The organism is Acetobacterium sp. UBA5834 (assembly GCF_002435675.1).
Taxonomy (GTDB): domain Bacteria; phylum Bacillota; class Clostridia; order Eubacteriales; family Eubacteriaceae; genus Acetobacterium; species Acetobacterium wieringae.
Genome location: NZ_DJGY01000048.1, coordinates 54,161 through 68,524, shown reverse-complemented (window position 1 = coordinate 68,524; position 14,364 = coordinate 54,161). Strand labels below are relative to the sequence as shown.

At 40.1% G+C, this 14,364-nt stretch carries 16 protein-coding genes, 1 tRNA gene and 1 riboswitch; of the genes, 7 read left to right on the top strand and 10 right to left on the bottom strand.

Going from position 1 to position 14,364, the window contains the following annotated elements; translation table 11 throughout:
• Positions 1 to 29: 29 nt before the first annotated feature.
• Positions 30 to 1,337 carry an ATP-binding protein gene (locus B3F51_RS10045; RefSeq protein ID WP_148637621.1) on the bottom strand — a complete coding sequence of 436 codons (1,308 nt, stop codon included), beginning with the start codon at positions 1,335 to 1,337 and terminating at the stop codon, positions 30 to 32.
• Between the two features lie 382 nt (positions 1,338 to 1,719).
• The gene (locus B3F51_RS10040) at positions 1,720 to 2,607 is read right to left on the bottom strand and encodes a LysR family transcriptional regulator (protein ID WP_286807445.1); all 888 of its coding nucleotides are present in this window, start codon (positions 2,605 to 2,607) and stop codon (positions 1,720 to 1,722) included.
• Between the two features lie 136 nt (positions 2,608 to 2,743).
• Between B3F51_RS10040 and B3F51_RS10035 the strand changes: the two genes are divergently transcribed.
• The gene (locus B3F51_RS10035) at positions 2,744 to 3,949 is read left to right on the top strand and encodes an MFS transporter (protein WP_286807455.1); all 1,206 of its coding nucleotides are present in this window, start codon (positions 2,744 to 2,746) and stop codon (positions 3,947 to 3,949) included.
• Between the two features lie 520 nt (positions 3,950 to 4,469).
• Positions 4,470 to 5,654 (top strand): ATP-binding protein, encoded by a 1,185-nt coding sequence (locus B3F51_RS10030; protein ID WP_286946858.1) that lies wholly within the window; start codon positions 4,470 to 4,472, stop codon positions 5,652 to 5,654.
• Between the two features lie 224 nt (positions 5,655 to 5,878).
• On the opposite strand, the gene B3F51_RS10025 is transcribed toward B3F51_RS10030, so the two are convergent.
• From B3F51_RS10025 to B3F51_RS10000, 7 genes are all read right to left on the bottom strand, one after another.
• On the bottom strand, positions 5,879 to 6,181 hold the full coding sequence (locus B3F51_RS10025) for a nucleotidyl transferase AbiEii/AbiGii toxin family protein (RefSeq protein ID WP_286807459.1): 303 nt from the start codon (positions 6,179 to 6,181) through the stop codon (positions 5,879 to 5,881).
• Positions 6,175 to 6,318, bottom strand: coding sequence for a nucleotidyl transferase AbiEii/AbiGii toxin family protein (locus tag B3F51_RS16265; RefSeq protein ID WP_414632370.1), 144 nt, complete (start codon positions 6,316 to 6,318; stop codon positions 6,175 to 6,177). Before B3F51_RS16265 ends, B3F51_RS10025 begins: the two co-directional genes overlap by 7 nt.
• 115 nt (positions 6,319 to 6,433) lie before the next feature.
• Complete coding sequence (locus tag B3F51_RS10020) at positions 6,434 to 6,727, bottom strand: nucleotidyl transferase AbiEii/AbiGii toxin family protein (protein ID WP_286807461.1); 294 nt, start codon at positions 6,725 to 6,727, stop codon at positions 6,434 to 6,436.
• Positions 6,724 to 7,320, bottom strand: coding sequence for a type IV toxin-antitoxin system AbiEi family antitoxin domain-containing protein (locus B3F51_RS10015; protein WP_286807463.1), 597 nt, complete (start codon positions 7,318 to 7,320; stop codon positions 6,724 to 6,726). The genes B3F51_RS10020 and B3F51_RS10015 overlap by 4 nt, the downstream gene beginning before the upstream one ends.
• Positions 7,321 to 7,588: 268 nt before the next feature.
• Positions 7,589 to 8,185, bottom strand: a complete 597-nt coding sequence (locus tag B3F51_RS10010) for a type IV toxin-antitoxin system AbiEi family antitoxin domain-containing protein (protein ID WP_286946855.1) — start codon at positions 8,183 to 8,185, stop codon at positions 7,589 to 7,591.
• Positions 8,186 to 8,379: 194 nt separating this feature from the next.
• Positions 8,380 to 8,455: transfer RNA gene (locus B3F51_RS10005), tRNA-Thr, on the bottom strand.
• 56 nt (positions 8,456 to 8,511) lie between these two features.
• On the bottom strand, positions 8,512 to 8,847 hold the full coding sequence (locus B3F51_RS10000; RefSeq protein WP_228882650.1) for a rubredoxin-like domain-containing protein: 336 nt from the start codon (positions 8,845 to 8,847) through the stop codon (positions 8,512 to 8,514).
• A 158-nt stretch (positions 8,848 to 9,005) separates the two neighbouring features.
• Positions 9,006 to 9,098, top strand: a riboswitch (THF riboswitch).
• Positions 9,099 to 9,150: 52 nt separating this feature from the next.
• On the opposite strand from B3F51_RS10000, the gene B3F51_RS09995 reads away from it, so the two are divergent.
• The 5 genes from B3F51_RS09995 (at position 9,151) to B3F51_RS09975 (ending at position 13,305) form a co-directional block, all read left to right on the top strand.
• Complete coding sequence (locus B3F51_RS09995; protein WP_148636713.1) at positions 9,151 to 9,909, top strand: folate family ECF transporter S component; 759 nt, start codon at positions 9,151 to 9,153, stop codon at positions 9,907 to 9,909.
• A 270-nt stretch (positions 9,910 to 10,179) separates the two neighbouring features.
• Positions 10,180 to 11,109: a class II fructose-1,6-bisphosphate aldolase gene (gene fba / locus B3F51_RS09990; protein WP_070372494.1), complete on the top strand. Its 930-nt coding sequence runs from the start codon at positions 10,180 to 10,182 to the stop codon at positions 11,107 to 11,109.
• 197 nt (positions 11,110 to 11,306) lie between these two features.
• On the top strand, positions 11,307 to 12,284 hold the full coding sequence (locus tag B3F51_RS09985; RefSeq protein ID WP_286946853.1) for an RluA family pseudouridine synthase: 978 nt from the start codon (positions 11,307 to 11,309) through the stop codon (positions 12,282 to 12,284).
• 2 nt (positions 12,285 to 12,286) lie between these two features.
• Positions 12,287 to 12,823 (top strand): Holliday junction resolvase RecU, encoded by a 537-nt coding sequence (locus B3F51_RS09980; RefSeq protein ID WP_070372492.1) that lies wholly within the window; start codon positions 12,287 to 12,289, stop codon positions 12,821 to 12,823.
• A gap of 2 nt (positions 12,824 to 12,825) precedes the next feature.
• A complete protein-coding gene (locus tag B3F51_RS09975; RefSeq protein WP_286946850.1) occupies positions 12,826 to 13,305 on the top strand; it encodes an S-ribosylhomocysteine lyase in 480 nt (159 codons plus the stop codon).
• A 194-nt stretch (positions 13,306 to 13,499) separates the two neighbouring features.
• On the opposite strand, the gene B3F51_RS09970 is transcribed toward B3F51_RS09975, so the two are convergent.
• Complete coding sequence (locus tag B3F51_RS09970) at positions 13,500 to 14,363, bottom strand: hypothetical protein (RefSeq protein WP_070372490.1); 864 nt, start codon at positions 14,361 to 14,363, stop codon at positions 13,500 to 13,502.
• Position 14,364: the final 1 nt, after the last annotated feature.

The window sequence follows — 14,364 nt, the reverse complement described above, 5'->3', positions numbered from 1 at the left end:
ATTAAGCTGGGAAAGTTGAGTTATTTAATTTAATCAACAGTCAATAAGTGATTAATAAATTGTTGCGCCGTTCGACCTGAAATACCACCATGCATCATTTCCCACTGATTTGCGGCCATTCGCAGTTCTTCTTCCGGTAAATTCAACCCTTCTTTCCGGGCAAGTTCTTCAACAATTGTAAAAAATTGCTTCTGACTGGGTCGCTCAAAAAATATTGTTACTCCAAAGCGATTTACCAGTGACATTTTTTCCTGCATTGTATCTGAACGGTGAATCTCACCATTTTTCTGCATATCATCCCGATCATTCCAGGTTTCCCTGATCAAATGACGTCGATTCGAAGTCGCATAAATTAAAATATTATCTGGCTTCGTTTCAACGCCGCCTTCAATGACAGCCTTCAGAAATTTATATTCGATTTCGAATTCTTCAAAAGACAGATCATCCATGTATATGATGAAACGGTAATTCCGATTTTTTATTTTGGCAATTACCGCTGATAAATCCCGAAACTGATGCTTGTAGATTTCAATCATCCGTAATCCCTGATCATAAAACTCGTTGATGATTGCTTTAATACTTGTCGATTTTCCGGTTCCACTATCCCCAAACAGCAAGACGTTGTTGGCCTTTTTTCCCTGAACAAAGGCCCGGGTATTATCAAGCAATTTCTGTTTCTGTAATTCATAGCCTACCAGATCCGTCAGCATCACCTTATCCATATTGTTAATAGGCTGAAAGAACAACGTTTTATCCGATTCACCGGCTGAAACCCGGAACGCCTTATTCAAGCCAAACATTCCAACACCATAGCTGGCATAAAAACAGGTTAGCGCTTCAAAGAAATCGTCACCGTTTTTTGCCTGTTCCAGAGTTTGGCATAATTCCCCAACTTTTTGACTGACATTCTGGTTGTACATAAATTCTGGTTTTCGGATCGCCTGGTAATTCGAAATGCGACTAAAGCAATCAATACCCAATGCCGCTTCCAGTGGGGAAAAATCAAAATCAAACAATTCTTTAAAGATTGTACAATCATTTCTGGCAAAAACATTCACACTGCCCGCTTTCTTTCCCATCTTTTCACAAGTCAGCGTGAACGGATTTTCGTTTGTAATCATCTCAAAGGTCAAATATGCATGCCAGAGATTTTGATCAAAACCATAGTCCGTCGCTATTACCAATAGCTTTTTTATCCAACGATAACTTTGTTCGATCAGACAATCTGTGGATTCATTCCCGCTATTAAAGCTCGAATACAATTGTCCTATCTGATTCAGTAAATTGTCTCCATCATTATCCCGAAAAAGAATGAGTTGGGAAATAAGTCGTTTCATTGTTTTCTCCTGTCAATTTTAATTCTTAGGCTGTTTTTTGCTTGTTCTGGATGTTTTTAATTCTCAGTTATAACCATAACATGTTTGGATTGTCAAAACAATCCTAATACATATGATTGTGCAAAAATTCGGTTAGTAGATCATGTAAGGACACTACCCAGGTAAGCAAAAAGATCGTAGTGTCAATAATTTTCACCCGATATAGCACTAAATAATCCCCCAGATCGTGGGTTTTTCGCTTTCTCCCCGCCTTCAGATAAAAAAGAGAACCCCAACGGCTCTCTCATACGATTTTTAAAAGAACCTCATCTTGATGAGTAGCCAACAACAAGCAGGGCTTTAACAATGACAATCGGCTTCTTAGGATATCAATATTTAGAAATCACTCATGTTCCTGATTCAGCGTGCTTTCCACGAACGACTTAAACTGGGCAAACACCGGAGATATGTATCCGTCGGTTTGATATACCATTTGATTGCTGACTGAACAATTGGGTTTACCCACCGGAATTTGGGATATTTTTTTCTTGTCCAGACCAGGGAAAAAGGGAATCAGAGCAACCCCTAAATTCGCCCCCACCAATCCAGCTACCGTCCGTTCGTCATAGACTTCAAAAGACATCATCGGGCGAAAGCCGGCATCCTGAAAAAGTTTGGCGATCACATCGTGCAGCGACGACTCCGGTTTAAAGAGGATAAAGGAATCTCCGGCTAGCTCATGCAAATCAATCTGGGTTCGATCCGATAACGGGTGACTTTTGGGGACAACCAGAAACAATTCCTGATCCATGATGTGCAAGGTCGTGAGCCCTTCTCGTTCTTCTGGCGGCGAACAAAAGCCGACATCTATTTCTCCTGATTCAATCCCAGCTAGAATATTCCTGGTGTTGTCTTGATTGAGTTGAAATTTTATTCCCGGATTCTCTTTCTGAAATGCGCTGATCAAGTCTGGAATATAACTTGAACCGAGAGGCTGAATAAATCCCAGGCTGATGGAACCTTGGGTGGGATCAACCAGATTGGTAATTTCCCTTTTTGCTTCATCAATTCCCATAATTGCTTGATTCACTGATTTTAAAAAAATTCTTCCATAACGATTTAATACCACACCCCGGCTTTTTCGCAGAAATAGTGGCACCCCAATCTCCTCTTCCAGTCTCAGAATTGAACGACTCAATGCCGATTGGGAAAGATTCAATTCATCGGCTGCTTTTGTATAATTGCCAATATCTGCAAGCTTCTGAAAATATTTTAATTGATGATACTCCATCGTTTACATCTCCTTGAAATCAGTGTTATTACAATTATGCATCAAATTAATGCAAAACGCAATTAGTTATGAATGGTTTATTGTGCTAAACTATAGTTGTTGCAACAACTAAATAATTATAAAAGGAGTTGATCGTTTGAAGAGCGATAAATTATGGACAAACGATTTTGTTATGATCACAATTATCAGTTTTCTGACTTTTTTAGTATTTTATGTGTTACTTGCCGGTCTACCGCTTTATCTAACCGCTCGACTTAATATCGGTATTGATAAAATCGGACTGGTGATTGCCCTGTTTTTAGTAGCCGCCATTCTCATTCGCCCTTTTGCCGGATTATGGGTGCGCAACTTTTCACAGAAAAAAATCCTGGTTTTGGCCTCAATTGCGTTTTTTATTTGCACCTGTCTGTATCCTTTAGATACCAATCTCACCGTATTGCTGACTTTGCGAATTATTCACGGCCTCGTCTTTGGTATTCTGACAACGGTAAATGGGACAATCTGTGCCGAAAACATTCCGGCCTCGCATCGGGGCGAAGGTTTAAGTTATTTCTCCCTGGCCATGTGTCTGGCCATGGTATTCGGGCCTTATCTCGGGTTGACGCTTGCGAATGCCGATGCATTTCAACTGGCTTTTATCCTCTGTATGCTGATTGCCGGAGCGGTTATTGTATTTTCATTGCGGATTAAAATCTCACAACAATTCATCACGAAACAAAAATTGTCGCCGCCAACTAGTACCCTTTCACTCAAAGATCTCTTTGATAAAAACGCCGCGCCATACGCTGTGACCATCTTTATCCTGGCCTGTGCCTATTCAGGCATTTCATCTTATCTGGCATTATATGCAAATAATCTCGGCTTGCCGGAGACCGGCAGCTATTTTTTCCTTGTTTACGCCGTGGCGATGCTGGTTTTTCGCCCCTTCGCCGGACGCTGGTCGGATAAATTTGGAATCAGTGTTATTATTTATCCCTGCCTTATCCTCTTTGCTTTTGGCATGCTTTTATTAAGCTGGGCTCATACCACTGTCATCATCCTCATCGCTGGAGCCATTATCGGGATTGGTTACGGTTCGATCACACCACTTTTTCAAACCCAGATAATTAATTCACTGGAATCGGATCGTGTCGGCACTGCCAATTCAATCTATTTCAACTTTACGGACATTGGTTGGGCCGCCGGGGCCACCTTCTGGGGAATCGTGGCCGAACATACCGGATTTCGGAGTATTTTTCTGATTGGCATCGCCTTGATTATTTCTGCCGGTTTGGCCTATCTGATCCTCGCCCATCGGAAGAAATTACTGTATATTCAATCTGATTTTAATATCAATTCGTAAATGCTAACTGGCCGCACCATCCGAGTATCAATGATTGGGCGGCCAGACTATTTTTTTAGAAACGGAGGCCAAATTTACGCCAGAAAATACCTGTAATTCATTTAGACAAAGCATCGTTAGAAACAGTTATAAAACCGATTCCACACTTCCATTTTGCTACTCCAATGTTTTCTAAATGGCTCTTCTACCAGTATTGCATAAATCACTGGTTCTAAAAACATTTTTCTAATTTTTTCTATCAATAGCACTTTGACATCTCTGCTAAACAAGACTTTTTTATTCTACGAGCGGTCTTATTAGTAATACATTTAGAAAAAACAATTGATGCCAAACGCAAATAGTTATGAAGTTGAAGCCCTAAGTTTACGGCGTCCGAGTTTTTATTTAATTTAACAAAGCGAATTCATCATTTTTCATAGCAAAACATCCAATTTTTTAATATTTTTTATATTGAAAGATGAAAACTTATTTACTTCATTGTTTTTTCATGTTATGGTATAATTAATAGGAGGTGTTCGTCATGGTACAAAGAAAACAATATATGGAAAAGTTGAAAAGAATGAAAGACAAAAAAATCATCAAGGTTATTACGGGTATTCGCCGCTGCGGAAAATCTACCTTGCTTTTAATGTTCAGAGCTTATTTGAAAGAATGTGGCATTGAGGACAATCAAATTATTTCGATCAACTTTGAGGATGTAGCCAATGAGCATTTACTTGACTATCGGAAGCTCCATGACTATGTCACAAAGCAACTTATTCCTGACAAAATGACCTATGTATTTTTAGATGAAATACAGAATGTACCTCAGTTTCAGAAAGCCGTTGATAGTTTGTTTATCAAAGACGATGTGGATGTTTATATCACAGGTTCGAACGCTCAGATGCTTTCCGGCGAATTGGCCACGCTGCTTTCTGGCAGATATATCGAAATCAGTATGCTGCCCCTTTCTTTTGCGGAATATTATGAATTGGTTAGCGGCGATCAGCGGGACGCCTGGAACAGCTATTTCAAATACGGCGGTTTCCCCTATGTGGCGGTTATTGAGGATGAGGACATTCGCAGGGATTATCTGATGGGAATCTATAACACCGTTTTACTCAAGGATGTTGTTGCTAGAAAACGAATAAACGATGTTCCCCTACTTGAAAGTGTGATTAAATTCCTTTTTGACAATATTGGCAATATTGTGTCTTCGAAGAAAATTGCCGACAGCCTGACTTCTTACGGACGAAAAACGACTTCAGTAACCGTTGAAAACTATATTGAAGCCCTAACGAGTGCCTTTATTCTATATAAGGCTAACCGGTATGATGTCAAGGGTAAACAACATCTAAAATCTCTTGAAAAATATTATCTAGTGGATCTTGGACTGCGCCGCATGCTGCTCGGGGATAAAAATGCTGACATTGGCCATATTCTTGAAAACATTGTGTATTTGGAACTTCTGAGACGTGGCTATACGGTCGATATCGGCAAAGTCGATGATAAAGAAATTGATTTTATTGCGATGCTCGGCAGCGATAAGGTTTACTATCAGGTTTCAGCAACTATTCTCGACCCTGCCACCTTCGAGCGTGAAATAGCTCCACTAAAAAAAGTGGCCGATCACTATCCCAAATTTATAATATCAATGGATGAGCTCCCGATGGGTGAAGATGGTATCAAACAGATCAATATCGTAGATTTTTTACTTGGAGAATAGATGGGGGGAGTGTTTCAAGTTTCTCAAACATTCCCCAACTCATAGGTTTTCTTACGCATTTCACTCTTTACACAAAAAAAGAGAGCCAAAACGACTCTCCCATGCAATTTTTACTGGAGCTAGCGGGGGGAGAATCAAACCCCCGACCTCTCGGGTCGTAGTTATATTGAGCAGTCATTTTCTCCCGCCGAAACAGATTCATCTGAAACATCCGCCCATTTCTTTCAGATAGTGAATGATGCCAGTAAATCGCGAATCGTTTTAATGATCTGTTCAAATTCGATATTTTCTGCATATGAATATTTCTTGCTGCAGTCATTCCAGATTTTTTGGAGTTCCTGACTTTCAGAAATACTATCCAGATAAACAACGTAATCATCTAAATACTTGGTGCTGTCTCGTTCTTCAGCTTTTTTCATGATTGCAACTTTCAGTTCATCCCGATCCAACACTGAGTTGTTGAGCTTAGTGAGAATATAAAGGTCGTAATAGTCTCTAGCTCTGGTATTGGAGATGTTTCTTACCAATATATTGATTCAATCTTTTCCGCTAGGATGGTGTTTAGATTATAGGCTTTAATGCTGATTTCACGTTCTTCGAACATTAATTTGTAGGCATAATCCACTTCACGTGGAATGATCATGTCTCCTGTGGTGATATCAATTTTTAAATTGACTCTAATTGTAAAGAAGTTTGCTTCAAGACTGACTCGGTAATCATCATATTCTCAAACATCGTGAATGCTTTTTATCCCTTTGATATTAAAATTAACATGATCCTCAAGATCGATTGCTTTGATTTCTGATAGTATTTTTTTGAATTTCCTGTTGATCGCTGGAAATACCTTTGATTGTGGTATCCATGTCCATCGTGCTTCTCATGTCAATACCGATCATTGCGGCAATTAAAAACCCGCCTTTTAAAATAAAGTTATCCCGATAGCTTGATGCTGCAATTCTTTCCAGCAGACGCTCCATCATGAAACTCTGAAGCAAGGTATTCGCAATCACACCTTCTCTCTTGGCTCGGTTGTTAATCCAGTCTTTCAGTTGTCTGGGACTATTGATGGTCATGCTAACACCTCCATGTATTGATGTACCTGGGCTGAAATCTTAAAGATATCGGCATATGACTGAAGTTTAATAAAATCTCTGTCCGGATCACGCATGTACTGCCGAACCGCCGTTAAAACAATATCGTTATCCAGTTTATCCTTTTTTTTCAGGCAATCGCAGATGGTTCGCTCTTTATCATAAACGGCAATCGTATGACCGTATGGCGACTGCACATTCATTTTACCAATACCATGAAATTCTTTTTTCATATAAAAAAATTGATAGTGATCGTCCATTTTCAACAACCGGGTATTATAACCAGTGGGAATGGTCATCATCAGTTTCAGCGGCGAACGATCGCATAAATCATGTAGGAATAAAGCCGTTTCATGAGAAAAGATCCCTTTTTTACAGCGATACTGCATGATTAAATACTCATCCAACATTTGTTCTGCATCAATATAAATTCCTTTGCTGATTCGCTCAATTTTTCCTTCCAGCTCTAATCGGCGGAAGACCTTATTATCAATCCCCTGCACTGCAAATTGTTTCGTCTCGATAACACCGTTATTCTTTTTTAGAGCGTCCAGAATCATTTCTCTATCGGTCATTTGAGCACCTCTTTGTCTTTATCGTTCGTTTATATTATATATTATACGAACGATAAAGACAAATGCCAATCAGCATTTTTTTGTCTTTTTATACTTTCTACATTTAAAGTAATTTTTATATCGGTTAATACTAACAAATCCCCCCTTGAATTTACCAATCACCTCAAGAACTCCTCTAGGCAGACCAACTGGAGCATGAACTGATAAGAGATCCCCTCTTTTCTGGATTTCTCTTTAAATTTTTAAAGCATTTCCTGCACATTTATCATCACATCCACATCCCCATGATCATCTTCGTTTTTTTCTCAACATTCATCAGTTTTGCGTATTCCATTAGCCTGCCCACATTCTTATTTGAGTCTGTTGCATAGCTTCGAATCGCCTTATTAAATACTTCTTTATCCATTTTTTTCTCATATCGAATAATGTCGCAAATTGTTTTTTCCCGATTATAGATTCTAATCACCTGACCTTCAAAATCCACTTCAGCTATCCCGATTTTCAAATACTTTTCAACCACGTAATAGACCTTTAGTTTCGGATAATCGATTTTAAATCTCGATTTTGAACTGTTTTTATTCACTGCCAAATGCCAGGCACCTGGCGTTCTCTCTGTATAATCATAATAGTATAGTGCGGAATCCATACAGACAATAGCATCAGGATATAGTTTATTGATAATGACAGCTTCGGATATGACGTCCTCATATTGCCATTCATAAAAACCAGGACGTAGTTTGATTACTTTTCCTTCTCTGATCAATCGATCAATGACAGTATTGTGATATCCCGCATCAGTGAAATCGGATAGCTTTACAATACCATTATTTTCATCAAATACTTTTTTGTATTTTTCACAGTTCATCGTTAATATCACCTCTTTTAAATTCGCAAGCGGATATATTAACTCAATTATACAACGTAACATTTATTCTTTCAAGTTAAAAAGACCACTTTTATTTTTCACAGTCGGTCATACTTTTGGTGGAGACAAAAAACAAATATAAAAAAAAGAATCGCTAATTAAAGCCATTCTTTTAACTAAATATTATTTTTTACTGGAGCTAGCGGGGGGAATCGAACCCCCGACCTACTGATTACGAATCAGTTGCGCTACCATCTGTGCCACGCCAGCAGTAAAAACTTACTGATCTATCATAACACAAACCCTGGCTCCATTTCAATGTTTTTTTACCATTTACCTTTTGAGATATGACCAGCTATTTCTGCTTTGCACATTTCCTTGATGACGTAACAATCGGCTTCGGCTTTCTGAAAAATATGCAGACATCCTGGATCCAGATTGATTTCTGCACCCTTTCTTGACAAATGAACGATTTTTTCAGCCAGTCCAATCACTTCCATATGAATATCGTTGGTAACATAGGAGTCATATACTTTTTTAGCCTCTTCGTCACTTAAAGCTGCAAATTGCTCCCGGGGAGCTCCACATTTAGGACAATTTTCCGGAGCTTCAATGCCTTCCATCTTATAACCGCAGACACCACATTTCCATAGCTTTTTCATTTATTACCCTCCATTTACTTTTTTTCTTTCAGTTTTTCTTTGACTGATACTATTATATACCCAAAATCACAATAATTACCACTTTGATTAAAAAATAACGATAATTATTTATCCTTGTGTAAACCTTTAACTACATGTTAAAATGATAACAATTAAATACCAGAGTAGACAAGATGCGTAAAGTGTTAAAGGATGGGAAGTTGCCTTTAAACGAAATGTGACCATTGCGGTATCTTGTCGCTTCCGCTGTTACAATGCAGATTGTAGGTTGCGGAAGCATTACTTTAAACTCAAGGAGGTTTTATGAAAAGTAATGCTTTTATTAGTAGTTCCACCCGAACCCGGGTCATGGTGAACTGTGGGCTACTCATTGCCATCAGCATCGTGCTGAAGATTCTGTTTGAGGTGTACATCCCTCTTGGTGGCTTTCCTTCATTACGGTTAAACATCACTGCTTTGCCAATTATGCTAAGTGGTATTCTGTTTGGACCGCTAGCAGGTTTCGCCGTAGGTTTTATTTCCGATATCCTCTGCTTTATTATTAAGCCGGGCGGCCCTTTCTTTATCGGATTTACCTTAGCCAGCGGGTTGACTGGTTTGATTCCGGGTTTACTCTTTATGATGTTGCGAAAAAAAGAAGTAAAATATCTGGAATGGTTCAACCTGGTTTTTATCGTTCTGGCCACAATTATTCTGGCTGTTTCCGGCACCTTTGGTTTCGACAATGGTACCATTTATTATGCTGGCGAACCGATCAGTACAATTGTCTTTGTACTCTTTATTGCTTTAATGATCGCGTTTGCGGTCTTCCCCATTATTGTTGTAAAGAAATCAAATCTTGATAGTGAATTTCGTAGTGATCATATTCTGTTTATTGTCAGTGTTTCACAATTGGTCACATCAATATTGTTAAACACCTGGTTTTTGAGCATTCTATATGGACAGGCGGTTGCTGTATTGCTACCTGCCCGAATCATTACCAACATTTTCCTGATTCCCTTATACACAATCATGCTCGTTGGTTTATTAAAAGTCCTTCCCAGCTTCATTAAACAACGTTAGTTACAAAATAAGAAAAGAGGCAGCACAATCTGTTGCCTCTTTTACTTTTACTTTCAGCGAATACATCCTTCTTCTTATTATTTCTTTTGTCAAAGCAATGCTTTGATTTTTTCTTTATTTCCATATAGATAAAAATGTAAATACCGATCAAATTTGTTCTGATTGCTTGAGTATTATCACAAAAGATAGTATACTGATACTACTGTCGCTAAATATAAATGTCATATAAAACAACAAGCAAAATAGGATAACACTTAGGAGGTTTTCAAAATGGGACTAGTAACATCAACTGAAATGTTCAAAAAAGCTTATGACGGTGGCTATGCCGTTGGGGCTTTTAATGTTAATAATATGGAAATAATTCAGGGAATCGTAGAAGCAGCTGCTGAAGAACAAGCGCCTCTTATCTTACAAGTATCGGCAGGGGCCAGAAAATATGCCCATCCGGTCTATCTTAAAAAATTGGTCGAAGCAGCCGTCGAAGTCACTGGTTTGGATATCTGCCTCCATTTAGATCACGGCGATGATTTTGAGATTTGCAAAGCCTGTGTCGATGGCGGTTTTACCTCGGTTATGATTGATGGTTCAAAACACTCCTTCACTGAAAATATTGCCTTAACCAGGCAAGTGGTTGAGTACGCTCATGATCATGGTGTTGTCGTTGAAGCCGAGCTGGGAAAACTGGCTGGTGTTGAAGATGATGTCAACGTCGATACCCGCAATGCAACCTATACTGATCCCGATGAAGCGGTCGAGTTTGTAGAACGAACCGGCTGCGATTCGTTAGCCATAACAATTGGCACCAGCCATGGTGCTTTCAAATTTAAAGGCGAACCCCGACTGGATTTTGAACGGCTTTACAAAATTTCCGACATGCTCCCCGGCTTTCCTTTGGTACTCCATGGGGCATCTTCGGTTCCCAAAGAATTCGTCAATCTTTGCAATCAATACGGTGGACAAATTCCTGGCGCTCAGGGTGTTCCCGAAGATATGTTGCGAAAAGCTGCGAAATCTGGCGTTTGTAAAATCAATATCGATACCGATCTGCGTCTGGCCATGACCGCCTCGATCCGCCAGGTTTTTGTTGAAAATCCCGGTTGGTTCGATCCCCGTCAATATTTGGGACCGGGTCGATCGGCCATCAAAGCCATGGTTGCCCATAAAATAAAAAATGTCCTGGACTGCAGCCACAAACGATAATTTATTTTATCCTTAACTTGTTTCTCCGTTTTTTGAGCATCTCGCAAGCTAACTTTGATTACTTGGACAGATGCTCTTTTTATTTCTTGTAAAAAAAACGCCCGCCTAATTAACTTTTCCACCTCGACAACCGAAACTTAATTTATTCACGCCACATCCATGGTATAATGACACAAAATACTATTTAAGGATTATCGATGAAAACAATTGTTATTACTGAAAACGAAAGCAACCAGCGACTGGATCGCTTTCTAAAAAAACTGATGCCCCAAGCCTCCACCGGATTTCTCCAGAAGATGCTGCGAAAAAAGCGGATCAAACTAAATGGTCAAAAATCGGAGCCATCCACAACCATTACCGCTGGCGATGTGGTTTCGATTTACTTCGCAGAAGAAACCATTGCCAATTTCCGGGCTGCTACACCACCAAAAAAATTAGATAAAAACAGCCCTCAACTCGATATTATTTTTGAAAACTCTGATCTGCTGGTACTTAATAAACCCGTTGAACTGCTTACTCAGCCAGATAAATCTGAGGAACCATCACTGATTGACCATGCCGTTAGCTATCTGATAAAAAAAGGTGATTATGACCCTAAAACCAATTTAACCTTCACCCCCGCCTGTGCCAATCGATTGGATAAAAATACGACCGGAATCATCCTGGTTCCCAAGAATTATAAAACCCTTCAAGCGGTCAATTGTGCCATCCGGGAAGATCGCACCGAAAAGATCTACTTCACCATCGTAACCGGAAAACCCAAGGCTACCGATGAAATTATTGGCTATTTAAAAAAAGATGGTGATAAAAACTCTGTTACCTTCTCGCCACAGCAAACCGCTCCAACCGATAAAAAGGCCATCCTGAACTACGAAACTCTGGCTAGTCACGGTGACTATGCCTTGTTAAAAATCATTTTAAAAACTGGCCGTTCCCACCAGATTCGGGTTCAACTTTCAGCCATGGGTTTGCCGATAGTCGGCGATCCCAAATATGGGAGTCGCCTGGTTAACAGCCGGTTATATGAAGAATCCGGTCTGAAAAGCCAATTGCTCCACAGCGCCCGGTATACCCTGCCTGACATGAATAAAACCTTTACCGCCCCGCTTCCACCGGTTTTTGAAAAAGCCTTAAAACGCTTTGGCTTTAAAGACCCCTTTCTATCGGAGCAATAAACATGGGTTACTGGAACAGCCGGGGGCTGCGTGGCAGTCAGCTTGAGGAAAACTTAAATATCACCAATAAAATCTATCTGGAGCAGGGGCTGGCGGTCGTTCAAAAAATTCCCACTTCCATCAAACCAGTAGAGTTAGATCCTACTAAAGGAACCATTAAACTGGCCTATTTTGAAGAGAAAAGTACCGTCGACTATCTGGGCAACATCCAGGGAATTCCGGTCTGCTTTGATGCTAAGGAAACCAGCCAGAAGCGCTTACCGATTGCCAATATCCATCAGCATCAGATGGAATTTATGGAAGCCTTCGAGAAACAGGAGGGGTTGTCCTTCCTGATTGTCCATTTTAAATTCTGCGACGAAACCTTCCTGCTGCCCTTTGATATTCTAAAAACCTATTGGGATCATGCCCAGCATAGCGGTCGCAAATCCATTCCCTACGGGGACTTCGACCAGAATCTGCGGATTTATCCCTACCATAATATTCTCCTTCATTATCTGGAGGCTATTAACCATTATCTTACCAGAAAGGAAAAATAACAATGAAAAAAATTGCCAGCTTCACCATCAACCACCTGGATTTACTACGAGGAGTCTATATCTCCCGAAAAGATTATTGCGGCGACCACTGCATCACCACCTTTGATATCCGGATGAAAGAACCCAACCGCGAACCAGTAATTAACAACGGCGAACTCCATGCTATGGAGCACCTGGGTGCAACCTTTCTGCGCAACGACCCGGTACTCAGTGACGAAATTGTCTATTTTGGACCAATGGGCTGCCGCACCGGCTTTTACCTGCTGATGAAAGGCGAACGAAGCCCAGCTGATATCATGCCCTTGATCATCAAACTCTTTACCTTTATGGCGGATTACCAGGATGAGATTCCCGGTGCCTCACCCCGGGACTGTGGCAACTATCTGGATATGAACCTCCCCATGGCCCGCTATGAAGCCCGGAAGTTTCTTACTGAAATTCTTGAAAAAATCCAACCAGAAAATATGATTTATCCTGAATAGAATCCATAAAAAAAAGCCCGATGGGCTTTTTCAGTTTGTCAAAAAAGATAACCGAGTACCGACAATTGTTACATCATGTTGTACGCATCGGAGCGGACACGGCATCGCCTGTCCGATTCCGCAGCGTACAACAGATTAACAATTGGTCGGTACGGGAGTTTAGCAAGCACCTCAAAAAGCCCGTCGGGCTTTTTTTATTTGCGGGCTTTTGAATCTGTTGCCTTTTCTAATTTTTTGTTGTCATTTTTGCCTTTACCAAGCATTTTTTCAAACAATTTTTCTGATCCTGATTTGCGTTCACTCATTTGCTTTTCATGGAGTCGCGTGAATTTATTGATTCTGCCAACCCAAGTTTTTGCATCTGCAATCATCCTGCTGTCATCAGGATTTGGGATAACGGCAGTCCATTCCTGAAACAGCTTGCCGTTTCGGGTTAAGGCTTCATAATTAATCGCCAGGACCTTGTACATTTTTTCACCGTTGTCATAATTCTTCAGCTTGGCCTGCGCTTTCGTCCATTTATGAAACCGTCCCATAATATAAGCGCTGTCTTCGTGGATAATCGTGACATAGGGTTTAACCAGGGCCCTATATTTAAAGCTCTGCGGAAAGACAATGGTGAACAATACTGACATGGTAGCAAAGAATCCAAAAAAAACAAATCCCAGCCACTTTGATCCTTCAGACAGCATGATTACCAGTAAAACCGAGATAACCAGTTCGATTCCCAATAAAACCCAGATCTTTTTCTTTTCAGAATTTTTCTGAATCTGGTTTAACTCGCCGATAAATCCCTCATATTGAGCTTCATCGTATTCCCAGACCAGCGCTTCGTCTTTTTTTGCCATAAACGTTTCAAACTGGCGATAGCGGCGGTAGAAAAAGATGGCATAACCCAGCGAAAAAACAATAATCACCACACCTACATAGGTAAAGTAAAACTGATAGCTTACCACCGCTTTTATCACAAATGGAACAAAAATAATAGCGATCCCTAAAACAGCGACGATTAAAGCAATAATAATATTCTGTTTTTCAGGATTTTTAATTTCCAACATA